The organism is Kluyvera sp. 1366, from assembly GCF_054823405.1.
Genome location: NZ_JBTRDW010000005.1, coordinates 167,483 through 191,747 on the forward strand (window position 1 = coordinate 167,483; position 24,265 = coordinate 191,747).

Genomic DNA, 24,265 nt, shown 5'->3' on the forward strand with positions numbered 1-24,265 from the left:
TCCTGATACAAATCTATGCATGTAAAGCGTAAACAGGTTAACGGTCAGATAACAGTCACGCCACAATAATAAAGGGATATAAGAATTTTATGCCAGCCGCGAAACATTATCAGTAAAAGCAATCCCGTATGCTGGAAGCAGGATTTCCTGCAGCGACAGGCAAAGAAAAGGCCGAACAATGTCGGCCTGATTTTACTACGGTGTAAACCGCTTACTGCACGTTTCGCACGTCGACGCGCAGCTCTTTTGGCACTTCAAACACGATGTTCTCTTCACGGCCAATCAGCTCAATCGCCGCTTCACCGCCGAGCTCACGCAGACGCTGAATCACCTGTTGCACCAGAATATCAGGAGCAGAAGCGCCCGCGGTGACGCCGATGATCTGCTTGTCTTTGACCCACTCTTCCTGGATGTCATCAGCCGAATCAATCAGCTTCGCCAGCTTACCAGCACGCTGCGCCAGTTCGGCCAGACGGTTCGAGTTAGAGGAGTTTTTCGATCCCACGACCAGCACCACTTCAGCATCACGCGCTAAGACGCGTACCGCTTCCTGACGGTTGGTGGTGGCGTAGCAGATGTCATCTTTGCGTGGACCGATAATCGCCGGGAAGCGCTGACGCAGTGCATCAATCACGTCCGAAGTATCATCGACTGAAAGTGTGGTCTGCGTCATAAAGCACAGGTTGCTCTCATCTTTGACGTTCAGCTTGAACACATCTTCCGGCGATTCCACCAGATACATGCCGCCGTTAGGATTGCTGTACTGGCCCATGGTGCCTTCCACTTCCGGATGCCCCGCGTGACCAATAAGAATCGCTTCAACACCTTTACGGCTAGCGCGCGCCACTTCCATATGAACTTTGGTCACCAGCGGACAGGTCGCATCAAACAGCATGGTGAGGTTACGCGCTTTGGCTTCGGCGCGAACCGCTTGCGATACGCCGTGCGCGGAGAAGATCAGAATGGCGTTATCCGGCACTTCAGCGATCTCTTCAATGAAGATCGCCCCACGTTCGCGTAAGCTACTCACCACGTAGCGGTTATGCACCACTTCGTGACGCACGTAGATGGGCGCGCCGTACATCTCCAGCGCGCGCTCAACGATGCTGATGGCGCGATCGACGCCTGCGCAGAAACCGCGTGGGTTAGCTAACAGGATTTGCATCGTTGGCCTCCAGCGCCGGATCAATCTCCAGCACTTCAATGTCAAACTGAATGCGCTGGCCCGCCAGCGGATGGTTGAAGTCTACGGTGATCGAGTCACCGGAAACTTCACGGATCACGCCAGGCATTTCGCTGCCGCCGCGGCCGCTGAACAGCATGATGGCACCCACTTCCGGCTCGCCCGCATCGTTAAAGTCACGACGTGAGAAGTACTGAACCAGATCCGGGCTGGTGCCGCCAAACGCATCTTCCGGTTCCAGCGTAAAGGCATGCTTGTCGCCCACTTTACGTCCGAGTAGCTGCTGTTCCAGCGCGCCCGACAGGCTGCCATCACCCAGACGGAACAGCGCAGGTTTGCCGTTGGCGCGCGTGGATTCGGCCGTCGAGCCATCCTCCAGCTTCAGCGTAAAATGCACCAGCAACGCGCTATCGCGCTGAACTAAGTCTGTCATCAGTTACCCTTTCTGTTTAGCCGGTTTGCCGTTCGGGCTGAGAAAACCTTCCAGCACCACCAGCGCCGCGCCGATGCAGATGGCACAGTCGGCGATGTTAAAGGTCGCGAAGTGCCAGTCACCGACATAGAAGTCGATAAAATCGACCACAAAGCCGTGATACGAACGGTCAAACAGGTTACCCAACGCCCCGCCGATAATCAGGGCGTAGGCAATATTGGTTAATTTGTTGCTGGCAGCGTTGCGATACATCATCACCAACAGCGCCACCACGATAGCAATGGCGATGCCGGCGAAGAACCAGCGCTGCCAACCGCCTTTGTCGGCCAGGAAGCTGAACGCCGCGCCATAATTATGCGCGTAGAACAGGTTCAGGAACGGCATCAGCGGCTGCGTTTCATGCAGCATCATGTTGTTGATGACCCACATCTTGCTGCCAAAATCGATGGCAATCACCACCAGCACCAGCCAAAGCCAGCGCAAACCGGTTGAAGAGAGCGCTTTACTCATCAGGCAAATTTCCGCTGTTCGCCATTGCCGGCGACGTTGGTGTAGCAACGACCACACACCGCAGCATGCTCCGGATTCTGGCCAACTTCAGTAGTGTAATGCCAGCAGCGCGGACATTTCTCGCCTTCTGCTTTGTGCAGCGCGATTTTCAGACCTTTGAACAGCTCGCTCTGCTGCGCTTCATCGCTGGCAGTAGCGTAATCCGCCACGGTCGCGCCTGAAGTTAACAGCACGAAACGCAGCTCATCGCCCAGCGCCTGCAGCTTGGCTGCCAGCTCGGCATCCGCATACAGCGTAACCGTCGCTTCCAGTGCGCCGCCGATGCGTTTGTCGCTACGCGCTTGCTCAATCACCTTGTTCACTTCACCGCGGACTTTCAGCACATCATCCCAATAGGCATCGTTCAGCGTTTCGTTATCTGCCAGACCAAACAGATCCTGATACCACTCTTCGGTGAACACGTATTTCGCGCGATCGCCCGGCAAGTAGCCCCAGATTTCGTCTGCGGTGAAGGACATGATTGGCGCCATCCAGCGTACCAGCGCTTCAACAATGTGCCACAGCGCGGTTTGGCAGCTGCGACGCGCCAGGCTGTCGCCTTTTGCGGTGTACTGACGATCTTTGATCACATCGAGATAGAACGAGCCCATTTCGATTGAGCAGAAGTGCATCAGACGCTGCACCACTTCGTGGAAATCGTAGTTTTCGTAGGAGTGCACGATATCCTGCTGCGCTGCCAGCGCACGGCCAACCGCCCAGCGATCCACCACCACCATCTCTTCCGGCTTGACGCAATCGGTCGCCGGGTTAAAGCCAGCAAGGTTTGCCAGCAGGAAACGCGCGGTGTTACGGATACGACGATAGCTGTCTGCGGCACGCTTAAGGATTTCGTCGGAGACCGCCATCTCACCGGAATAATCGGTAGAAGCGACCCACAGACGCAGAATGTCTGCACCCAGCTTATCCATCACATCCTGCGGCGCCACGGTGTTGCCGATCGATTTCGACATCTTGCGGCCCTGACCATCCACGGTGAAACCGTGCGTCAGTACCTGACGATAAGGCGCTTTGCCTTTCATCGCCGTGGAGATCATCAGAGAAGACATGAACCAGCCGCGATGCTGATCCGAACCTTCCAGGTACATATCTGGCGTATGGCCACCGAATTCCGGACGCGCATCCACCACCGCGTAGCTGGTTGATCCAGAGTCGAACCAGACGTCTAAGGTGTCTGGCACTTTAACGTAATGGTCCGCGTCATCGCCCATCAGGTCGCGCGGATCGAGATCCCACCAAGCCTGAATGCCGTCCTGCTCAACCCGTTTCGCGACTTTCTCCATCAGCTCCAGCGTATCCGGATGCAGCTGCTCGCTCTCTTTATGCACGAACAGCGCCATCGGCACACCCCACGTACGCTGACGTGAGATACACCAGTCCGGACGGTTCGCTACCATCGCTTCGATACGCGCCTGGCCCCAATCTGGGATCCACTGCACGCCTTTGATCTCTTTCAGCGACTGCGCACGCAGGCCTTTCTGATCCATGCTGATGAACCATTGTGGCGTGGCACGGAAGATGATTGGCGTTTTATGACGCCAGCAGTGCGGGTAGCTGTGCAGCAGTTTCTCCACGTGCAGCAACGCGCCCTTCTCTTTCAGCAGCTCAACGATCATGTCGTTGGCTTTAAAGACGTTTACACCATCCAGCGTCGGGTAGGTGCCTGGCAGATACGCGCCATCCGGCCCCACTGGATTGGCGGTTTCCAGACCGTATTTCTGACCGATCACATAGTCATCCGGGCCATGGCCTGGTGCGGTATGTACCGCACCGGTACCGGCTTCCAGCGTCACGTGCTCACCCAATACCACTTTTGATTGGATCTGCTCGAGGAACGGATGCTGGAACAGCTGCAGCTCCAGCGCCGCGCCGTTGCATTCGCCCAGCACGGTCCAGTCGCTGATGCCCGCGCGCTTCATCACGCTCTCAACCATCTCTTTGGCGAGAATCAGGCTGCGACCGTCGATTTGCAGCAGCTGGTATTCAAATTCAGGATGCAGCGAGATACCGCGGTTGGCTGGCATGGTCCACGGCGTGGTGGTCCAGATCACCAGTGAAACCGGGCCTTCTGAAGCCGCGACGCCAAACTTCGCGCGCACCGCATCGGCATCAACGGCATTGAACATCACATCGATGGATGGCGAAGTTTTGTCGTAATACTCCACTTCCGCTTCAGCCAGCGCCGAACGGCAATCCATGCACCAGTGCACCGGCTTAGCGCCTTTGTGCAGATGGCCGTTGCCGATGATTTTACCCAGCGCACGGATGATGTTGGCTTCGGTCTGGAAATTCATCGTCAGATAAGGACGATCCCAGTCACCGAGCACGCCGAGGCGGATGAAGTCATTTTTCTGGCCTTCAACCTGCTCTGCCGCATATTGGCGGCAAGCGGCACGGAATTCAGACGCGCTCACTTTTTCGCCCGGCTTACCAATCATCTGTTCAACTTTGTGCTCAATCGGCAAGCCGTGGCAGTCCCAACCTGGAACGTACGGCGAGTCGTAGCCCGCCATGCCTTTCGACTTAACGATAATGTCTTTCAGAATCTTGTTAACTGAGTGACCAATATGAATGCTGCCGTTCGCATAAGGAGGGCCATCGTGCAAAATAAAGGTTTTTTTCCCTTTTTTGGCTTCGCGGATGATGCCGTACAGGTTGTCATCATACCAACGTTGCAGCATTCCCGGTTCACGCTTGGCCAGATCGCCACGCATCGGGAACCCCGTTTCCGGCAAATTCAGGGTAGATTTATAGTCACTCATCAGATTCTCGATTCCGTATTTCGGTCATTAAACCGGTGTTTTTAGCCCAAAGAATTGGCGGGCTGTCACCACATCTTTCGCAATTTGTTCTTTCAGCGCGTCCAGCGAAGCGAAACGCTGTTCATCGCGAATCTTCTGTTTCAGCACCACTTCAATGTGACGCCCATAGAGATTCATATGTGTGTCGAGCAGATGAACTTCAAGCTGCTGACGTAAACCTTTTACCGTTGGGCGCGTACCAATATTGGCCACGCCGGGCAGCGGCTGATCCCCAAGGCCCAACACTGCCACCGCAAACACGCCTTTAACCGGCGTAACGGTGCGACGCAAAGGGAGATTAGCCGTTGGGAAACCGATGGTGCGCCCGAGTGCATCGCCGTGCACTACGCGGCCTGAGATGCTGAACGGATGGCCCAGCAGCGCTTCGGCTTGCGCAAAATCATCCTGCGCCAGCGCCTGACGAACGGCGGTACTGCTGATGCGCTTGCCGCTGTCACAATAAGTCTGGGTGCTGATAACCTCAAAGCCATACTCCGCACCGGCTTTCTGTAATAACAGGAAATCCCCCTGGCGACCAGCGCCGAAGCGGAAATCATCGCCTACGGCCAGGAACTTGACGTTGAGCTTGTCTACCAGCAATTCGGAAATAAAACTCTGCGCCGAATGCGCAGCGAAGCGACGATCAAAACGTACGCAGAGTACGGCATCAACGCCCGCTTGTTCGAGGTACTTCAGCTTTTCACGCAAACGCGTAAGGCGCGCCGGGGCTTTGTCGCCGGCAAACAGCTCAAGCGGTTGTGGCTCAAATACCATCACCACCACCGGCAGATTGCGTTTTCGTCCTTCGGCAATCAGCTGCGCCATCAAAGCCTGGTGGCCGCGATGTACGCCGTCGAAATTGCCAATGGTCAGGACGCAGCCGCGATGCTGCTCTTTCAGATTATAAATACCGCGGATAAACTTCATGGCTGACTCAAACCGGTGGAAATCGGCGGATTATACCCTTGAATGGCGTTTAGGTTAACCCGTATACGTGCCTTTCCTGCTTCTGGCGCGGCTTATTCCACGCGTGGGCAATTGCTTAGCAAGGATCTGAAGATTTTTGCTGCGAAATACTGTATTCAACGCCGCGTTGCTGGTAGAATCCTGCGCCATCAATTACGTAATCGAGTGTTGTTTTTAAAACGACGCTTATTTGCACAAATCCATTGACATAAGAAGGCGCAAAAGGCATAGTCCTCGGCCTTTGATTTGTCCATATAGATCACATTTGGGAGTTGGACCTTGGCTAATATCAAATCAGCTAAGAAACGCGCCGTAACATCTGAGAAACGTCGCAAGCATAACGCAAGCAACCGTTCAATGATGCGTACTTTCATCAAGAAAGTATACGCGGCTATCGCAACAGGCGACAAAGCTGCTGCGCAGAACGCATTCAACGAAATGCAACCACTCGTGGACCGTCAGGCTGCTAAAGGTCTGATCCACAAAAACAAAGCTGCACGTCATAAAGCAAACCTGACTGCTCAGATCAACAAACTGGCTTAATCGCCCGTCTGTTAATCGCTTTGTAAAAAAGAACCGGCGTTTAGCCGGTTTTTTTATGCCTGCAATTCAGGGGTAAACAGCGCACTAAAGTCGCGATGGCAGATCCGCTGTACCGCCGGATGCTGAATCATCCGTTCGGCAAAGATCACGTGATACTCCTCCATCACCGCATCCAACCGCCCAATCTCTTTGATGGCGTCATCCCGGTAAATCTCGTCGCCATACAGCGTCGGAGCCACAAATATCGCGTTGTTAAGCGCACCAAAAGCTTTCATTAATGCCGCATCATCAAACTCGCCCAGAATCTCCACTTGCAATCCCTGGCTGTGAATCCAGTTCAGCAGTTTACGACCCAGCATCGAGCGACGCCCCGGAATCAGCAAACGCCGCTCTTCCAGGCTGGCAGGAAACGGCAGCGTCGGTAACGGTGTGTTGCACCAGAAGCTGATCGGACACTCGCCCAGCTTGACCGAAAACAGCCCTTCCTGCTGAGTCGAATCAATTGGGCAATCGGAAAGAATCATATCCAGCTTGTGCTGGCTTAACTGTTCCAGCAGCATCTCGTGCGTTGATTCAAAGCAGCGCAGATGGATTCCCTCTTCAGCCACCACCGCAGCCTGCAGCACCTTGCTCACCAGTTGCTTAGACAAGGCATCCGCTACGCCAACATCAAACAGCAGATGCGACTCTTTGCGGTAGTTAACGATATCGAGCATCTCCTGGCTCAGCATGAACATGCGGTCGGCATAGCGGAACACCAGCTGACCAAGCTCCGTCGGCACTAAACCGCGCCCCTGACGACGAAACAGCACGCCGCCGAGTTGCTCTTCCAGCGATTTAATCTGGCCAGTAACCGTCTGTGGCGCCAGGCACAGCACATCCGCCGCGCGCACTACCGAACCGGTTTTACACATCTGCCAGAAATAGTAGAGATGATTAAAGTTGAGCTGATTCATCGGCAAAAAAGGAGGCTTTCGCCCCCTTCCTCTTTTAACGCAATTTGATGCGCAGCAGCGTGTAACCAATCACCGCTGAGAGCAGCGAGCCACTGAGAATCCCCAGCTTGGAGAAGGTCACCAGTTGCTCATGGGCGGCATCAAACGCCAGCGAACTGATAAAGATCGACATGGTGAAGCCGATACCGCACAGCACACCAATCGCCATGATATCGCGTATCGTGGTGCCCGCCGGCAACACCGCCAGCCGCCACTTCACCGCCAGCCAGCAGAACAGCGTGATACCCAACGGTTTACCAATCAGCAAGCCGAGAATGATGCCCAGCGGCTCTGGCGACAGCGTATCCATAAAGGTAATGCCGCTCAGCGAAATGCCGGCGTTGGCAAAAGCGAACAGCGGCAGAATCAGCCAGTTTACCCACGGCATTAAACCATGCGCCAGGTGCTCGGCTGGAGAGTGGCCGTTCTTCTCTTCCAGCGGCACGAAGAAGCCAACAATCACGCCCGCTAACGTTGCGTGCACACCCGATTTGAGCACCGCCGTCCACAGCACAATGCCGACCAACATATAGATGGCAATGTTACGCACGCCACAACGATTGAGAATCGCCAGCAGCACAATCGCACCTGCCGCCACGCTCAGCGACAGCACGGAGAGATCGCTGGTATAGAACAGCGCGATAATCACGATAGCGCCGAGATCATCAATAATCGCCAGCGCCATCAGGAACACTTTCAGCGCGGTTGGCACGCGGCTGCCCAACAGTGCCAGCACGCCCAAAGCAAAGGCGATATCAGTAGCAGTAGGAATTGCCCAGCCGTTACGTGCAATAGGATCGCCATGATTGAGCAGCAGGAAAATCAGTCCCGGCATAACCATGCCGCCAATTGCCGCAATCACCGGGAAAATGGCGCGATCGCGGCTGGCGAGTTCACCGGTGATCAGTTCACGTTTCACTTCCAAACCAATCAGCAGGAAGAACAGCGCCATCATGGCATCGTTGATCCACAGCAGCAGGTTTTTGCTGATGTCTAATGCACCGAAGCGAATCTGCACCGGCTCGGCGAGAAACGATTGATAAGCTTGAGCGGTTTCCGCGCTGTTAGCCAAAATCATTGCCGCGACGGCCGCCAGAATCAGCACCATGCCGTTGCTGGCATCGCTGGCAATAAAGCTTTTCAGTAAGCTTCGAAGAGAACGGGGTTTGTTCACAACTCCTCCTGAGTAGAGACATTTAGGCTGAGAAGTGTAGCGACTCAAACACCTCGTTAAAAGCAGCTTATGTCTCGTTAACGACTCGATAATACCGATGCATTACGAAACGGTTTCTGCTTTTATCTCACGCCAGGCAGATTGAGCTTATATCAGGAGCGACGCGTTGGCGGGAAAACATAAAAAAAGCGGAGAGTTTCCTCTCCGCTTTATTAAGCATGCCAGACGGGATTAACGTGTTAAATCGTCAAAAAACTTCTTCACGCCGTCGAGGAAGCTTTTGGAGCGCGGGCTGTTTTTCTCACCGCTCGGGCCGCCAAAACTCTCTTCCAGTTCACGCAGTAACGCTTTCTGTTTGTCATTGAGGCTAACTGGCGTTTCCACCACCACACGACACAGCAAATCGCCTACCGCACCACCACGCACCGATTTCACGCCTTTACCGCGCATGCGGAACAGCTTGCCAGTTTGCGTTTCAGAAGGCACTTTCAGGTTCACACGTCCATCAAGCGTCGGCACTTCAATCTCGCCACCTAATGCTGCCATCGCAAAGTTAATCGGCACTTCGCAATATAGGTTGTTATCTTCACGCTCGAAGATCGGGTGCTTTTTCACCGAAACCTGAACGTACAGATCGCCCGCTGGTGCGCCCTGTTCGCCCGCTTCACCTTCGCCGGTCAGACGAATGCGATCGCCGGTATCCACGCCTGCTGGAATTTTCACCGACAGGGTTTTACTGCGCTCAACGCGACCGTGACCATGACAAGCATTGCAAGGATCTTTGATCACTGAACCGCGACCGTGACAGGTCGGACACGCCTGCTGCACGGTGAAGAAGCCCTGACGCATCTGCACCTGGCCTGCGCCATGACAGGTATGGCAGGTCTGCGGTTTGGTCCCCGCTTTCGCGCCGCTGCCGTGGCAGACATCGCACTCTTCCAGTGTTGGAATGCGGATCTCTTTGGTCACGCCGCGTACCGCTTCTTCCAGCGTTAGCTCCATGTTGTAGCGTAAATCGGCGCCACGTGCGGCACGCTGACGGCGGCCACCACCAAAAATATCGCCAAATACGTCGCCAAAGATATCGCTGAAGTCGGCACCGCCGCCGCCGAAGCCACCACCGCCGCCCATGCCGCCTTGTTCAAAGGCTGCGTGACCATATTGGTCGTAGGCCGCACGCTTCTGTGCGTCGGTCAGAATTTCGTAGGCTTCCTTAATTTCTTTAAACTTCGCTTCGGCTTCTTTATTGTCCGGATTACGGTCCGGATGGTATTTCATCGCCAGGCGCTTATAAGCCTTTTTGATTTCACGCTCATCTGCGGATTTAGAGACGCCTAAGATCTCGTATAAATCACTCTTAGCCATATTTGTTCTGCCCTTAACATGATCGCACGGGCGTGGAGAGATCTCCTACGCCCGTGCTGGTTTCAACGGCTGTCAGGCCAGCCGTCGCGCCCGGTCAGGGGCAATTATTTTTTGTCTTTAACTTCTTCGAACTCAGCGTCGACAACGTCGTCTTCTTTCTGTGCAGAAGCATCGCCTGCATCAGCTGCCTGACCCTGCTGCTGTGCCAGCTCCATCAGTTTGCTGGACACTTCCATCAATGCCTGCATTTTGGCTTCGATTTCTGCTTTGTCTTCGCCTTTCAGCGCGGTGTTCAGCTCGGTCAACGCAGCTTCGATTGGCGCTTTGTCGTCAGCAGACAGTTTGTCGCCCGCTTCGTCCAGCTGCTTACGGGTGCTGTGCGAAATCTGATCGCCCTGGTTACGGGTCTGAACCAGCTCTTCGAACTTGCGGTCAGACTCGGCGTTCGCTTCCGCGTCACGCACCATTTTTTCGATCTCTTCTTCATTCAGACCAGAAGAAGCCTTGATGGTGATCTTCTGCTCTTTACCGCTGTTTTTGTCTTTCGCAGACACGTGCAGGATACCATCCGCATCGATATCGAAGGTGACTTCGATCTGCGGCATACCGCGCGGTGCAGCCTGGATACCGTCGAGGTTGAACTGGCCCAGGGATTTGTTATCACCTGAACGCTTACGCTCACCCTGCAGCACGTGAATTGTCACGGCAGACTGGTTGTCTTCAGCGGTAGAGAACACCTGGCTGTGCTTGGTTGGGATGGTGGTGTTCTTGCTAATCAGCGAAGTCATCACGCCGCCCATGGTTTCGATACCCAGCGACAGTGGAGTCACGTCCAGCAGCAGAACGTCTTTCACTTCACCCGCCAACACGCCGCCCTGAACCGCAGCACCCACGGCTACCGCTTCATCCGGGTTCACATCTTTACGTGGCTCTTTACCAAAGAACTCAGTCACTTTCGCCTGAACCATTGGCATACGCGTTTGACCGCCCACCAGGATCACGTCGTTGATGTCTGAAACAGACAAACCTGCATCCTGCAGAGCCACTTTCAACGGCTCGATAGAGCGAGAAACAAGGTCTTCAACCAGTGATTCCAGTTTCGCACGTGTTACTTTGATGTTCAGGTGCTTAGGACCGGTCGCATCCGCCGTGATGTACGGCAGGTTAACGTCGGTCTGCTGTGCTGAGGACAGCTCGATCTTGGCTTTCTCTGCCGCTTCTTTCAGACGCTGCATGGCCAGCGGATCGTTGTGCAGATCGATGCCCTGATCTTTCTTAAATTCAGCCACCAGATAGTTAATCAGACGGCTATCGAAGTCTTCACCACCCAGGTGGGTATCACCGTTGGTTGCCAGAACTTCAAAGGTTTTCTCGCCATCAACGTCATCGATCTCAATGATTGAGATATCGAAAGTACCACCGCCCAGGTCGTATACCGCGATGGTGCGGTTGCCCTGACCTTTATCCAGGCCGTAAGCCAGTGCAGCTGCGGTTGGTTCGTTGATGATACGTTTTACTTCCAGACCCGCGATACGGCCGGCGTCTTTGGTCGCCTGACGCTGCGCATCGTTGAAGTAAGCTGGAACGGTAATAACCGCTTCAGTGACGGCTTCACCGAGGAAATCTTCCGCGGTTTTCTTCATCTTTTTCAGCACTTCAGCAGAAATCTGCGGCGGTGCCATTTTCTGGCCTTTTACGTCCAGCCATGCGTCGCCGTTATCTGCGCCGATGATTTTGTACGGCATAATTTTAATATCACGCTGTACTTCTTCGTCCTGGAAGCGACGGCCAATCAGGCGCTTGATCGCAAACAGGGTGTTCTGCGGGTTGGTCACAGACTGACGTTTAGCCGGTTGACCCACCAGAGTTTCGCCATCCTGTGCATACGCAATGATCGACGGCGTGGTGCGATCGCCTTCGGCGTTTTCCAGTACGCGTGCTTTACCACCATCCATAACTGCAACACATGAGTTGGTTGTACCCAAGTCAATACCAATAATCTTGCCCATCTAAACGTCTCCTACTTAAATTCTTTGCCAATTTGGGTTGTGAAACAGAGATGCGGTCAAACTGACCACTTTCAACTGCTGAAGCAGGCTTTTTTTGCTGCCTCACAACGCTCGATGACAAGTAAATGGGGCCGGTTCGATGCGCATCAAGGGTTAAAACTAAAAAAAATTTCATTCTCTCGTCGATTCAGATCAAAGTTGGCTAAAAAGAGGCCGCTTATTATGCAGCGCCTCGCGCCCCCAGCGGTTTGCGCGGGTGTAAAACACGAACAACATCTTCAACGCTGCTTCTGAGGAATTATGAGCAATACCACGCTGGCGAATCCCGCCCCGTTGGGCCTGATGGGATTCGGTATGACCACCATCCTGCTCAACTTACACAACACCGGCCTGTTTGCGATGGATGTGATAATCCTGGCGATGGGGATTTTCTACGGCGGCATCGCGCAAATTTTTGCCGGGCTGCTGGAGTATAAGAAAGGCAACACCTTCGGGCTGACCGCCTTTACCTCTTACGGCAGCTTCTGGTTAACGTTGGTGGCGATTCTACTGCTGCCAAAACTGGGGCTGGCAGAGGCGGCCGACGGCCACTTCCTTGGCGCGTATCTCGCGCTGTGGGGCGTGTTCACTGCATTCCTGTTTTTCGGCACGCTGAAGTCACCGAAAATGCTGCAGTTCATCTTCGCCAGCCTGACGCTGCTGTTTGCGCTGCTGGCTATCGGCCACCTGACCGACAACGCGGGGTTGCTGCGCGTTGCCGGCTGGATTGGCATTATTTGCGGTTCGAGTGCGTTCTATCTGGCGATGGGCGAAGTGCTGAACGAGAAGTTTGGTCGTACGGTATTGCCGATCGGCGAGTGACAAATGAATAGCGGAGCTGTTTGGCTCCGCTTTTTGCATTATGACGAGTGCAGCGACATATCTAACTGCGCATACTGCTGACGGCTATCGCGCCACAGCCAGATTCCCACCATAAAGCCAATTATCGCCAGCGCCAGCACATACCAGGCAGGCGCCATTGGCGTCAGGCTCATCATCAGCGTTACGCTAATCGGCGTCAGACCACCGAAAATCGCGTAAGCAACATTGTACGAAAATGAGATGCCGGTAAAGCGCACCGCCGCCGGGAATGCGCGCACCATCACAAACGGCACTACGCCGACGACCCCCACGCTCAGGCCCGCCAAACCGTACCAAACAAACAGCATTTCCGGCGTGCTACTTAACTGATGGAAGAAGTTCCAGCTGCCGATCGCCAGCAGTATTGAACCGACCATCAGCGAACGCGCCGCGCCGAAGCGATCCACCAGCCATCCGGCGATAACACAACCCAGCAGCAGCATAATGGTGGCGAAGCTGTTGGCCTGCAGACTGAGCGCGGCGGGAATGCCATGCTGTTTTTGCATCAGCGTCGGCGCCATCAAAATCACCACCACAATGCAGGCCGACAGAAGCCAGGTGAGCAGCATCGAAATTACGATGCCGCGCTTATGGCTGGCGAAAATGGTTTGCAGCGGCATTTTTTCTGCCAGCGCTTTACGCTGCTGCATCTGCTGGAACACCGGGGTTTCATGCAGCCAGCGACGCAGATACATCGCCAGCAAGCCAAACACACCGCCGAGGAAGAAAGGAATGCGCCAGCCATGATCGCGCATCGCAGCCGGTGACAGCGTGGTGTTCAGCACCGTTGCCACCAGCGAACCGAGCAGAATCCCTGCGGTTAAGCCTGCGGTCAGCGTGCCGCAGGCAAAACCAATGCGTTTTTCAGGCACATGTTCGGCGACAAACACCCACGCGCCAGGCACTTCACCGCCGATAGCCGCGCCTTGCAGCACGCGCATTAGCAGCATCAATAACGGCGCAGCGATGCCAATGCTGGCATAAGTGGGCAATGCGCCCATCGCCAACGTCGGCAGCGCCATCAGCAGAATACTGAGGCTGAACATCTTCTTACGCCCCACTTTGTCACCAAAGTGCGCCATGATAATGCCGCCTAACGGACGCGCCAGATAACCCGCAGCAAAGATGGCGAAAGTCTGCACCTGACGCAACCATTCAGGAATGTCAGGCGGGAAGAACAGTTCGCCAATCACGGCGGCAAAGAAGACGAAGATAATGAAGTCGTAGAATTCCAGCGCCCCACCAAGGGCGGCCAGCGACAGGGTTTTGTAATCCTGCCCGTTGAGTCGGCGCGTTGCGTGCGTATCCATAATCCAGCGGTATCCAGAGGCAAAACAACTTATGTAAAGATTGAATTACTATACCGTCAATATTTTGCCACACCAGTGCCGCTGGATTTTATGCCTGAAAATGCCGATTTTTAGTCATTTGTCTCACGACGGGCGCTTTTGGGGCGAAAAGCTGCTACCACATCGGCATGAGTTTCCACATACGGCCCTTCCAGTAGCTGTAAACAATAAGGTACAGCGGCAAAAATCCCCGGCACCTTTACCGTTCCATCTTCCGCTTTCAGCCCTTCCAGCGTCTCTTTAATGGATTTTGGCTGGCCCGGCAGATTGAGGATCAGCGACTGCTTACGGATCACGCCAACCTGGCGAGACAAAATAGCGGTCGGCACAAATTGCAGGCTAATTTGGCGCATCTGCTCGCCGAAGCCCGGCATTTCACGGTCGGCAACCGCCAATGTGGCATCTGGCGTCACATCACGCCGCGCCGGTCCGGTGCCGCCGGTGGTGAGGACCAAATTGCAGAACAGCTCATCGACCAGCTCGCAAATCGCCTGCTCAATCATTGGCTGCTCATCCGGTACCAGACGCGTTTCAATTTCAAACGGCGTAGCCAGCGCGGCGGTGAGCCAGCTCTCTAACGCCGGAATGCCCTGATCCTGATAGATGCCGTTAGCAGCACGATCGGAAACGGAAATTAATCCAATTCGTAAAGTATCCATAGAGTTATCGCTGTGGTTAGCTGCATGGCAGCAAATGACGTGAGTAGTTAGAAGGATAATACAAGAAGCGGGGGAAAAAACGTAAAACCGTGGCAGCGGTTGCCGCCACGGCCAATCACCTTACAGCAGCTCGGCGATCATCTTCTCAAGTTTGCCCTGATCGATGGCAAAGTTGCGGATACCTTCAGCCAGTTTGGTAACGGCCATTGGATCCTGGTTGTGCTGCCAGAAGAACTCAGCTTCGGTCATCTTCGCTGGACGCGCTTTCACTTCGCCGGTGTAGCTCAGTTTACGCTCAACGGTGCCTTCGCTCTCAGCCAGCTCTTTCAGCAGGCCCGGAGAGATGGTCAGACGGTCGCAGCCAGCCAGCTCAATGATTTCACCAACGTTACGGAAGCTTGCGCCCATTACCACGGTTTCATAACCGTGCTGCTTGTAGTAGCTGTAGATTTCAGCCACAGACACCACGCCTGGATCTTCGTGGGCTGCATACTCTTTCTTATCGGTGTTCTGCTTGTACCAGTCGAGGATACGGCCAACGAATGGAGAGATCAGGAACACGCCCGCTTCGGCACAGGCACGCGCCTGCGCGAAGGAGAACAGCAGCGTCAGGTTACAGTTGATACCTTCTTTTTCCAGTTGCTCAGCAGCACGAATGCCCTGCCAGGTTGACGCCAGTTTGATCAGGATACGGTCATTGCTGATGCCCGCATCGTTGTACAGTTTGATCAGGCTACGCGCTTTAGCGATGCTCGCTTCAGTGTCGTAAGAGAGGCGCGCATCGACTTCAGTCGAGATGCGACCAGGGATCAGTTTGAGAATTTCCAGACCAATGTTGACGGCCAGCTTGTCAGAAACCAGCGCCAGCTGATCTTCTTTGTTGCTGCTCTGCTGACGTGCCCAGGTAATGGCTTCGTCAATCAGTTTGCGGTATTCAGGGATTTGAGCGGCGTTGAGAATCAAAGAAGGGTTCGTGGTCGCGTCCTGCGGCTGGTAAAGTTTCATCGCCGCGATATCACCGGTGTCGGCGACCACAGTAGTCAGCTGACGCAAGGAAGTAAGTTTGTCCGTCATGGTTCTCTTTCTCTTAGGTTGACTGTCAGGGTGTAAAAGGCTGTTGCGATAATATCACGCACAAGTGACGGCGCAACACCACGAAGTGCCCTTTACGATAGCGCTAACAAATGGGAGCGATTTGCCGATCCATGCCGCTTTTTTGCTACACTCCTTGCGACATTTTCCCTTCAATTCCCTGATAAACCTGCGGGTCAAAGAGGACGTACACGATGCTGATGGTTATCTCACCAGCGAAGACACTGGACTATGAAAGCCCGCTGGCGACACAACGCTTTACCCAACCGGCGCTGTTAGAAAAATCACACCAATTAATTGACGTTGCGCGCGATCTTTCACCGGCGCAAATCAGCTCACTGATGGGCATTAGCGACAAGCTGGCGCACCTGAATGCCGATCGTTTTAACCAATGGCAGCCGCCCTTCTCGCTGGAGAATGCGCGTCAGGCGATCCTGGCGTTTAAAGGCGATGTGTATACCGGTTTGCAGGCCGAAACTTTTAGCGACGACGATTTTGACTTTGCCCAGCAGCATCTGCGCATGTTGTCGGGTCTTTACGGCCTGCTGCGCCCACTCGATTTGATGCAGCCTTATCGCCTGGAGATGGGCATCAAGCTGGCGAATCCGGCCGGGAAAGATCTCTACAGCTTTTGGGGCGATTTGCTGACTGAGAAGTTAAACGAGGCGATTGCTGAGCAAGGCGATGACGTGCTGATCAATCTGGCATCCGATGAGTATTTCAAAGCCATCAAGCCGAAGAAACTCAACGCCGAGTTGATCAAGCCGGTGTTCCTCGATGAGAAGAATGGCAAATTTAAAGTCATCAGCTTTTACGCCAAGAAAGCGCGCGGTTTGATGAGCCGCTATGTGATTCAGAACCGCCTGACCAACCCTGCGCAGCTGAAGAAGTTCGATGTGGATGGATATTTCTTTGACACGGCAGAAAGTAAAGATAACGAGCTGGTGTTTAAGCGCCGCGAACAGAAATAGTTCAGCAAGCGCTGCCCTGGATTGTGCTCGCTGCCCCCCTCCTTGGTTCGTGCTCGCTGCCCCCCTCCTCGGTCCTCCCCCATAAATGGGGGAGGAAGATGCTGCAATATGTGAGTTTGGAGGCTGCGTGTGGCAGCGTCTCCTTCCCCCGCTAGCGGGGGAAGGCCGGGATGGGGGACAGCGAGCACTGACCCCAGTCAGCACTTACTTCAGCAAAAACGCCCGCAGCTCCGCGAAATCGCCTTTCAGGTTGTGCGACAGCAGTGGCAAATCGGCGCGCTCGGCCAGCTCTTTTGGCAGCGGCAGATCCTGACCCAGAATCTCATCCACGCTCTCTTTGAACTTCGCCGGATGCGCAGTCCCGAGGAACAGGCCATATTCGCCCTCCTGCAGGTTGTCGCGCAGCAAACGGTAAGCAATCGCCGCATGCGGTTCAGAGATATAGCCAATCTCTGCCAGCTCGCGCATGGTGGATTTGGTGGTTTCATCGGTTACCGCGCCGTACGCCAGATCGGTCAAACGCCAGGTTTTGCGGCGGAACAGCTCTTCCACGCGCGGCCAGTTGTTCGGCTGGCTGACATCCATGGCGTTCGACAGCGTTGCTACCGTGGCGTTTGGCTGCCATGCGCCGTTGCCGAGGAAGCGTGGCACGGTATCGTTAGCATTGGTCGCAGCGATAAAGCGCTTAATCGGCAGACCCAATGATTTAGCCAGCAGGCCAGCCGTTAAGTCACCGAAGTTTCCGCTCGGTACCGACACCACCAGCTGATTGCGCTTCTCTTGTGGCAGCTGCGCCACCGCTTCGAAGTAGTAGCAAATCTGCGCCAGCAGACGGCTAATGTTGATAGAGTTCGCCGAGTTCAGGCCAATCGCCTTTTTCAGCTCTTCATCATCAAACGCCTGTTTCACCAACGCCTGACACGCATCGAAATCGCCTTCAACCGCGATGGTTTCGATGTTGCCGCCCAGCGTACAGAACAGTTTCTCCTGCAGCGGGCTGATTTTGCCCTGCGGATAGAGAATCACCACGCGCACGTTTTCCATGCCGTAGAAGGCATGTGCCACGGCGGCGCCGGTATCGCCGGACGTGGCGGTCAGAATGGTGATCTGCTCATCCGCACCGCTCACATAGGAAAGCATCTGCGCCATAAAGCGGCCGCCGAAGTCTTTAAACGCCAGCGTTGGACCATGGAACAGCTCGAGGCAGGCTACATCATCGCTGACCTTTGCCACCGGTGCCGGGAAAGCAAAGGCGTTTTTTACGCGCTCGGCCAGCTGATGCGCCGCAATTTCATCGCCAATGTAGGCAGAGAGAATTTTGCTGCTGCGGCTGACGAAATCCATCTCCAGCATGGCGTCGATATCGGTCAGTTCGAATTCCGGCAGTTCGAGCGGGAAAAACAGCCCTTGCTGCGAGCCGAGGCCCTGTTTAACGGCCTGAGCAAAACTAACCTGCTCGTTGTGATCCTTAAGGTTGTAGAGTTTCATGCGTTATCCCAATTTACGTGCGCCAGCCGTATCAAGACGGCAGATGTGGACGAAACCTTCTTCATTCTGCAGATAGTGCTGGCTCAGCCAGTCTGCCATCCGCTGTGCCGTTGCCATCTCGTTGCAAACGGCGAAAAGTGTCGGGCCGGAGCCCGAAATGCCGCACGCCAGTGCGCCAATATCCTGCGCCGCTTTACGCGCATCGGCGAAGCCTGGCAGCAGTTTAGTGCGATACGGCTCGGCGATGACATCCTGCATAAGTTTAGCCGCCAGCTCAGGCTGCCGCGTATGACAAGCGTGAATAAAGCCTGCCAGCAGGCGACCATGCTTGATGGCATCCTCTTTGCGGTACTGTGCCGGCAGAATGGCGCGCGCTTCGGCGGTGGAGACTTTAATCCCCGGATACGCCATCACCCACAGCCATTCGTCAAAGCACGGCACGTCCTGACTGATGATGCCGTTCTCTTCAATCATCAGCTGCACGCCGCCAAGGAAGCAGGGCGCAACGTTATCAAAGTGTACACTGCCGGAAATACGCCCTTCCAGCTCGCCCATCAGCGCCAGCAGTTCGGTGTCGTTGAGCGGTTTGCCGCAGAATTCGTTCATCGCCATCAAACCGGCAACCACCGAACAAGCACTTGAGCCGAGTCCGGAACCAATCGGCATATTCTTTTCCAGCGTCATCGCCACCGGAACTTGTTTACCAATCGCCTGGCAAAAACGCTCCCAGCACTGATAAACGATGTTCTCCTGCGGATTGGTCGGCAGTTTGCTGACAAAACGCCCGGAGTTCACCAGGCTAAAGCTGTCGGCGGCTTCCACGGAAACGCAGTCACCCAGCAAGGTGCCATCCACCGGCGAAACCGCCGCGCCAAGCACATCAAAGCCGACGCTGACGTTACCTATCGAGGCCGGTGCATAAATTTTTACCATCATCAAACTCCCAACTTCCACGACAGCGTACGCAGCAGGTCAGCAAATACGCCCGCTGCTGTGACATCATTCCCTGCACCATATCCACGCAGAACCAGCGGGATTGGCTGATAGTAGCGGCTGTAGAATGCCAGCGCATTCTCACCGTTCTTCACTTTGTACAGCGGATCGTTGCCGTCCACCGCGTCAATCTTCACTTTGCAGACGCCACCCTCTTCTATCGCGCCGACGAAGCGTAATACTTTACCTTCGTCACGCGCTTTGGCAACGCGCGCGGCAAAGGCGTTATCCAGCTCCGGCAGACGTTGCATAAACTGCTCAACGTCGGCGATCTCCGTCAGGCTGGCGGGCAGCAGCGGTTCGATATCGATATCGCTAAGCTCCAGCTGATGCCCCGCTTCACGCGCCAGAATCAGCAGCTTACGCGCCACATCGGTGCCAGAAAGATCGTCACGCGGATCCGGCTCGGTAAAGCCCATCTCACGCGCCATTTTGGTCGCTTCCGACAGCGAAACGCCCTCATCAAGCTTGCCGAAGATAAAGGAGAGCGAGCCAGAGAGAATACCGGAGAACTTGATCAGTTCATCCCCGGCATTCATCAGGTTTTGCAGGTTTTCGATCACCGGCAAACCGGCACCGACGTTGGTGTCGTACAGGAACTTACGGCGCGATTTTGCTGCCGCTGCACGCATCTGCTGGTAATAATTCCACGACGACGTATTGGCCTTTTTGTTCGGCGTGACGACATGGAAACCTTCGGCGAGGAAATCGGCATATTGATCGGCAACCGCCTGGCTGGAGGTACAATCGACGATCACCGGGTTTAGCAGATGATACTCTTTCACCAAACGCATCAGGCGACCAAGATTGAACGGCTCTTTGGCTTCGTTCAGTTCTGCCTTCCAGTTGCTGAGATCGATACCGTGTACGTTGGTCAACAGCGCCCGCGAGTTAGCGATGCCGCACACGCGCAGATCGATATGCTTCTGTTTCAGCCACGTCTGCTGGCGATGCAGCTGATCCAGCAACGCTGCGCCCACACCGCCAACGCCGACCACGAACACTTCAATGACCTGATCGGTAGCGAACAGCATCTGATGCACCACACGCACGCCGGTGGTGACTTCATCGTTGCTCACTACCACCGAGATGGAACGCTCAGACGAGCCCTGCGCAATCGCCACGATATTGATGTTGGCTCGCGCCAGCGCCGAGAAGAATTTAGCCGAGATGCCGCGCAGCGTGCGCATGCCATCACCGACCACCGAGATCACCGCCAGCTGTTCCAGCACGTCCAGCGGATCGAGTAAGCCATCTTTCAACTCCAGATAGAACTCCTCCTCCAGCACGCGACGCGCACGCGCCTGCTCGCTTTGCGGTACGCAGAAGCTGATGCTGTATTCCGAAGAGGATTGGGTGATCAGCACCACGGAGATGCCGGTGCGTGACATTGCGGCGAAAACGCGCGCCGCCATGCCGACCATGCCTTTCATGCCCGGACCTGACACGTTGAACATCGCCATGTTATTCAGGTTAGTAATGCCTTTCACCGGATTTTCATCCAGCTCGCCTTCGCCACCAATTAAGGTGCCCGGCGCTTGCGGGTTAGCGGTGTTTTTGATCAGGCAAGGAATCTGGAACTGGGCGATGGGCGCGATGGTACGCGGATGCAAGACTTTGGCGCCGAAGTAGGAGAGCTCCATTGCTTCCTGATACGACATCGATTTCAGTAAGCGCGCATCGGGCACCTGGCGCGGGTCGCAGGTATATACGCCGTCAACATCGGTCCAGATTTCACAGCAATCAGCGCGCAAACACGCAGCCAACACGGCGGCGGAGTAGTCAGAACCGTTGCGGCCCAGCACCACCAGTTCGCCCTTCTCATTACCGGCGGTGAAACCGGCCATCAGGATAAAGTGATCGGCTGGGATCTGGCTGGCGGCGATGCGACGCGTGGATTCGGCGATATCAACGGTGGATTCAAGGTAATGACCAATCGCCAGCAGCTTCTCCACCGGATCGATAACGGTAACTTTGTGGCCGCGCGCCTGCAGCAGCGCTTCCATAATAGCAATCGACAGCTTTTCGCCACGGCAGATAATGGCGGCATTTACAGCGTCCGGACATTGGCCCAGCAGGCTGATGCCGTGCAGCACTTGTTTCAGCTGCGCAAATTCCAGCTCAACGCGGGTTTTTAGTCCGTCATAATCAAAGCCCGACTGCGCATCACGCAAGCCTTGCAGCAGGTCGGCAAAAATACGTTCGGCATCGCTGATATTCGGCAACGTGTCCAGGCCGCTGATGGTTTTCTCAATCATCGCCACCAGATGATTGGTAATTTTTGCTGGTGCAGAGAGTACGGTCGCAACCTGTCCCTGTTGTGCATTGCTTTCCAGAATATCCGCCACACGGAGAAAACGTTCCGCATTGGCTACTGAGGTTCCGCCGAATTTCAGCACTCGCATATTTGAAGCTCTCCTGAATTTTTGCCGAAAAAAAAGCCCGCACTGTTTAGGTGCGGGCTTTTTTCTTTGTTTTTCCTGTATGCGTCAGCCCGCACCGTTACCTGTGGTAATGGTGGTGGTAATAATAATTGTGGTGTTCAGGCTGAGTTTACGCATTTAGATTTTTTTCTGTCTGTCTTTGTCATGTCCGTCTGCCTTCCAGAAGTAAAGCAAAGCGCACGTTAAGTCAACGAATTTGTCTTAGCCGCGCCGTCCCTGGCGTTGCGCAGTGCTGCGCTTGCTGAGGCAAAAATTATCGCGATCGTTCAGGAGATGCGGCGGATTGCCGCATCAGTCACTAGCATCTCAGGATTTATCCGAGCAATTATCTATAAGTTTTTTTTCTACGTCGTGTAACAAACGATGCAGCATGGCGCTGTCACGCTGTTCCAGCAGGCCGATACGCTGATCGATCCAGTCCGCCATTTTGATGTCATCACTCACATCCAGCTTGACCAGTAACTGATGAAAGCGCTGGCGCAATGCCTGCAACTGCTGCTCATTCGCCACTTCTGCGGTCTCAGCCGCAATCTGATTGAGCGCCGACAGCTGATAGCAATACACCATCACCGCCTGACCGAGATTCAGCGACGGATAATCATTGGCCATCGGAATACCGGTTAATAGATCGACCTGCTCCAGCTCTTCATTAGTTAAGCCGCTGTCTTCACGGCCAAACACCAGCGCGATGCGGCTCAGCCATTGGCGCTTCTCCTGCAGGATGTTTTCTACCTGAGTGGGCGTAGCGTAATAGCGGAATTTCGCGCGGCTACGTGCGGTGGTCGCCACGGAAAAATCGACATCCTTTAGCGCCTCGCTCAGCGTGGCGTAGGTTTTGACATTATCGAGGATCTCACCGGCGCCGTGCGCCACTCGACGTGCTGCAGGATCTTGCCAGGCATCGCTGGCGACAATGCGCAGCTCGCTAAATCCCATGGTTTTCATAGCGCGAGCAGCCGCACCGATATTTTCCGGACGAGCGGGAGAGACAAGGATTAAGGGGAAATGCATGATTTTTCCATCGAACTGTTAACAACTCGCATTATGTTGGCATGCAGGAGAGAAAATACCAACTGCGGCTAGAGGAGAAAATAAGATGTTAACGATGTTAAAAGAGGGATAAATCCAGCTGTAGTGGAAATTAGCGGGCATAAGCAAAATTAACGGAACTATTGAATATAAAACCCTTTTCTTTCATATCATTGAAATATAATTTCCTGCGTGTTTTAGTTTTGGTTTTATAAGGACGGAATGTAGCAAAATTGCTGCATTTTGTGAGCTAAACTAGCAATCCTGGAGAAGTTTTTCATAAAAGTGTTAACGTGCTACACTTGCATTTGATATAAGTCAACGAAGCGTTGTTTTTATGCTTATCGGTTGTTGTTGGTGCTGTTAGGTTGCTGTTAATACGGTTAGGATGAGCGCCTGTCCGAGATCCTCGGGGCGTGCAAATATCCATCCTGACTGGCTGAGCTAACACTGAAGTTGACGTAGATGGATGGTGTATTCCGAAGATTATTTCGTATACCGGTTGCAGCACATTAGCGTAACCGACGTACGCCCTGTTTTCGATTTGTTGGCAAATTTTAGGTAGCGAAACATGCAGACCCCGCACATTCTTATCGTTGAAGACGAACTGGTCACGCGTAACACCCTCAAAAGTATCTTTGAGGCAGAAGGTTACGTGGTCTATGAAGCCACCGACGGCGCCGAGATGCATCAGGTTTTGACGGACAATGACGTCAATCTGGTGATTATGGATATCAACCTGCCAGGTAAAAACGGTTTGCTATTGGCGCGCGAATTGCGTGAGCAAGCAAACGTCGCGCTGATGTTCCTTACCGGCCGTGATAATGAAGTGGATAAAATCCTCGGTCTGGAAATCGGTGCCGATGATTACATCACCAAACCGTTCAACCCGCGTGAGTTGACGATTCGTGCACGCAATTTGCTGTCGCGCACCATGAATCTGGCGATGCCAAGTGAAGAACGCCGTACCGTTGAAAGCTATCGCTTCAACGGTTGGGAGCTGGATATCAACAGCCGCTCACTGATCAGTCCGAACGGCGACCAGTACAAGCTGCCGCGCAGTGAATTCCGCGCCATGCTGCACTTCTGTGAGAACCCAGGCAAAATCCAGACGCGTGGTGACTTGCTGAAGAAGATGACCGGCCGCGAGCTGAAGCCGCATGACCGTACCGTGGATGTCACCATCCGCCGCATTCGTAAGCATTTCGAATCCACGCCAGACACGCCTGAAATCATCGCCACCATTCACGGCGAAGGTTACCGCTTCTGCGGCGAACTGCAGGATTAAAAATTGAAAGAAAAAA

At 54.3% G+C, this 24,265-nt stretch carries 21 protein-coding genes and 1 other annotated feature; of the genes, 4 read left to right on the forward strand and 17 right to left on the reverse strand.

Going from position 1 to position 24,265, the window contains the following annotated elements:
• Positions 1–211: 211 nt before the first annotated feature.
• The 5 genes from ispH to ribF are packed head-to-tail and all read right to left on the reverse strand — an operon-like array spanning position 212 to position 5,911.
• On the reverse strand, positions 212–1,165 hold the full coding sequence (gene ispH / locus ACVLVH_RS12595; RefSeq protein WP_008108655.1) for a 4-hydroxy-3-methylbut-2-enyl diphosphate reductase: 954 nt from the start codon (positions 1,163–1,165) through the stop codon (positions 212–214).
• Positions 1,146–1,616 carry an FKBP-type peptidyl-prolyl cis-trans isomerase gene (gene fkpB / locus ACVLVH_RS12600; RefSeq protein ID WP_101762146.1) on the reverse strand — a complete coding sequence of 157 codons (471 nt, stop codon included), beginning with the start codon at positions 1,614–1,616 and terminating at the stop codon, positions 1,146–1,148. The genes ispH and fkpB overlap by 20 nt, the downstream gene beginning before the upstream one ends.
• A gap of 3 nt (positions 1,617–1,619) precedes the next feature.
• Positions 1,620–2,126 carry a signal peptidase II gene (gene lspA / locus ACVLVH_RS12605; RefSeq protein ID WP_101762147.1) on the reverse strand — a complete coding sequence of 169 codons (507 nt, stop codon included), beginning with the start codon at positions 2,124–2,126 and terminating at the stop codon, positions 1,620–1,622.
• Positions 2,126–4,945 (reverse strand): isoleucine--tRNA ligase, encoded by a 2,820-nt coding sequence (gene ileS, locus ACVLVH_RS12610; RefSeq protein ID WP_498949482.1) that lies wholly within the window; start codon positions 4,943–4,945, stop codon positions 2,126–2,128. Before ileS ends, lspA begins: the two co-directional genes overlap by 1 nt.
• A 27-nt stretch (positions 4,946–4,972) precedes the next feature.
• Entirely contained in the window at positions 4,973–5,911 is a 939-nt protein-coding gene (gene ribF / locus ACVLVH_RS12615) for a bifunctional riboflavin kinase/FAD synthetase (protein WP_101762149.1), read from the reverse strand.
• Positions 5,912–6,229: 318 nt separating this feature from the next.
• On the opposite strand from ribF, the gene rpsT reads away from it, so the two are divergent.
• A complete protein-coding gene (gene rpsT, locus ACVLVH_RS12620) occupies positions 6,230–6,493 on the forward strand; it encodes a 30S ribosomal protein S20 (RefSeq protein ID WP_036619798.1) in 264 nt (87 codons plus the stop codon).
• Between the two features lie 53 nt (positions 6,494–6,546).
• Here rpsT and nhaR read toward each other — a convergent pair whose 3' ends face one another.
• From nhaR to dnaK, 4 genes are all read right to left on the reverse strand, one after another.
• Positions 6,547–7,449 (reverse strand): transcriptional activator NhaR, encoded by a 903-nt coding sequence (gene nhaR / locus ACVLVH_RS12625; protein ID WP_498949484.1) that lies wholly within the window; start codon positions 7,447–7,449, stop codon positions 6,547–6,549.
• A 34-nt stretch (positions 7,450–7,483) separates the two neighbouring features.
• A complete protein-coding gene (gene nhaA, locus ACVLVH_RS12630; protein ID WP_210080887.1) occupies positions 7,484–8,662 on the reverse strand; it encodes a Na+/H+ antiporter NhaA in 1,179 nt (392 codons plus the stop codon).
• 231 nt (positions 8,663–8,893) lie between these two features.
• Positions 8,894–10,027 (reverse strand): molecular chaperone DnaJ, encoded by a 1,134-nt coding sequence (gene dnaJ / locus ACVLVH_RS12635; protein WP_101762152.1) that lies wholly within the window; start codon positions 10,025–10,027, stop codon positions 8,894–8,896.
• A 104-nt stretch (positions 10,028–10,131) separates the two neighbouring features.
• Positions 10,132–12,036 (reverse strand): molecular chaperone DnaK, encoded by a 1,905-nt coding sequence (dnaK, locus tag ACVLVH_RS12640; RefSeq protein WP_101762153.1) that lies wholly within the window; start codon positions 12,034–12,036, stop codon positions 10,132–10,134.
• Positions 12,037–12,336: 300 nt separating this feature from the next.
• Between dnaK and satP the strand changes: the two genes are divergently transcribed.
• Positions 12,337–12,897, forward strand: coding sequence for an acetate uptake transporter (gene satP / locus ACVLVH_RS12645; protein ID WP_101762154.1), 561 nt, complete (start codon positions 12,337–12,339; stop codon positions 12,895–12,897).
• 38 nt (positions 12,898–12,935) lie between these two features.
• Here satP and ACVLVH_RS12650 read toward each other — a convergent pair whose 3' ends face one another.
• The 3 genes from ACVLVH_RS12650 to tal form a co-directional block, all read right to left on the reverse strand.
• Positions 12,936–14,246, reverse strand: coding sequence for an MFS transporter (locus tag ACVLVH_RS12650; RefSeq protein WP_137385130.1), 1,311 nt, complete (start codon positions 14,244–14,246; stop codon positions 12,936–12,938).
• A gap of 110 nt (positions 14,247–14,356) precedes the next feature.
• The gene (gene mog / locus ACVLVH_RS12655; protein ID WP_101762156.1) at positions 14,357–14,944 is read right to left on the reverse strand and encodes a molybdopterin adenylyltransferase; all 588 of its coding nucleotides are present in this window, start codon (positions 14,942–14,944) and stop codon (positions 14,357–14,359) included.
• 120 nt (positions 14,945–15,064) lie between these two features.
• Positions 15,065–16,018 (reverse strand): transaldolase, encoded by a 954-nt coding sequence (gene tal, locus ACVLVH_RS12660; protein WP_137385129.1) that lies wholly within the window; start codon positions 16,016–16,018, stop codon positions 15,065–15,067.
• A 212-nt stretch (positions 16,019–16,230) separates the two neighbouring features.
• Here tal and yaaA point away from each other — a divergent pair, with 212 nt between their 5' ends.
• Positions 16,231–17,007, forward strand: a complete 777-nt coding sequence (gene yaaA, locus ACVLVH_RS12665) for a peroxide stress protein YaaA (RefSeq protein WP_192412416.1) — start codon at positions 16,231–16,233, stop codon at positions 17,005–17,007.
• Between the two features lie 204 nt (positions 17,008–17,211).
• On the opposite strand, the gene thrC is transcribed toward yaaA, so the two are convergent.
• The 5 genes from thrC to ACVLVH_RS12690 all read right to left on the reverse strand — a co-directional run bounded on the left by thrC (position 17,212) and on the right by ACVLVH_RS12690 (position 22,943).
• On the reverse strand, positions 17,212–18,495 hold the full coding sequence (gene thrC, locus ACVLVH_RS12670) for a threonine synthase (protein WP_008108676.1): 1,284 nt from the start codon (positions 18,493–18,495) through the stop codon (positions 17,212–17,214).
• A gap of 3 nt (positions 18,496–18,498) precedes the next feature.
• The gene (thrB, locus tag ACVLVH_RS12675) at positions 18,499–19,428 is read right to left on the reverse strand and encodes a homoserine kinase (protein WP_192412751.1); all 930 of its coding nucleotides are present in this window, start codon (positions 19,426–19,428) and stop codon (positions 18,499–18,501) included.
• Positions 19,429–19,430: 2 nt separating this feature from the next.
• A complete protein-coding gene (gene thrA / locus ACVLVH_RS12680; protein ID WP_192412418.1) occupies positions 19,431–21,893 on the reverse strand; it encodes a bifunctional aspartate kinase/homoserine dehydrogenase I in 2,463 nt (820 codons plus the stop codon).
• Between the two features lie 26 nt (positions 21,894–21,919).
• Positions 21,920–22,042: a sequence feature (Thr leader region), on the reverse strand.
• Positions 21,978–22,049 carry a thr operon leader peptide gene (gene thrL / locus ACVLVH_RS12685; protein WP_071531027.1) on the reverse strand — a complete coding sequence of 24 codons (72 nt, stop codon included), beginning with the start codon at positions 22,047–22,049 and terminating at the stop codon, positions 21,978–21,980. Its footprint overlaps the feature before it by 65 nt.
• A 189-nt stretch (positions 22,050–22,238) precedes the next feature.
• The gene (locus ACVLVH_RS12690; RefSeq protein WP_192412419.1) at positions 22,239–22,943 is read right to left on the reverse strand and encodes a tRNA/rRNA methyltransferase; all 705 of its coding nucleotides are present in this window, start codon (positions 22,941–22,943) and stop codon (positions 22,239–22,241) included.
• Positions 22,944–23,532: 589 nt separating this feature from the next.
• Here ACVLVH_RS12690 and arcA point away from each other — a divergent pair.
• Complete coding sequence (gene arcA / locus ACVLVH_RS12695) at positions 23,533–24,249, forward strand: two-component system response regulator ArcA (RefSeq protein ID WP_137385127.1); 717 nt, start codon at positions 23,533–23,535, stop codon at positions 24,247–24,249.
• Positions 24,250–24,265 lie beyond the last annotated feature (16 nt).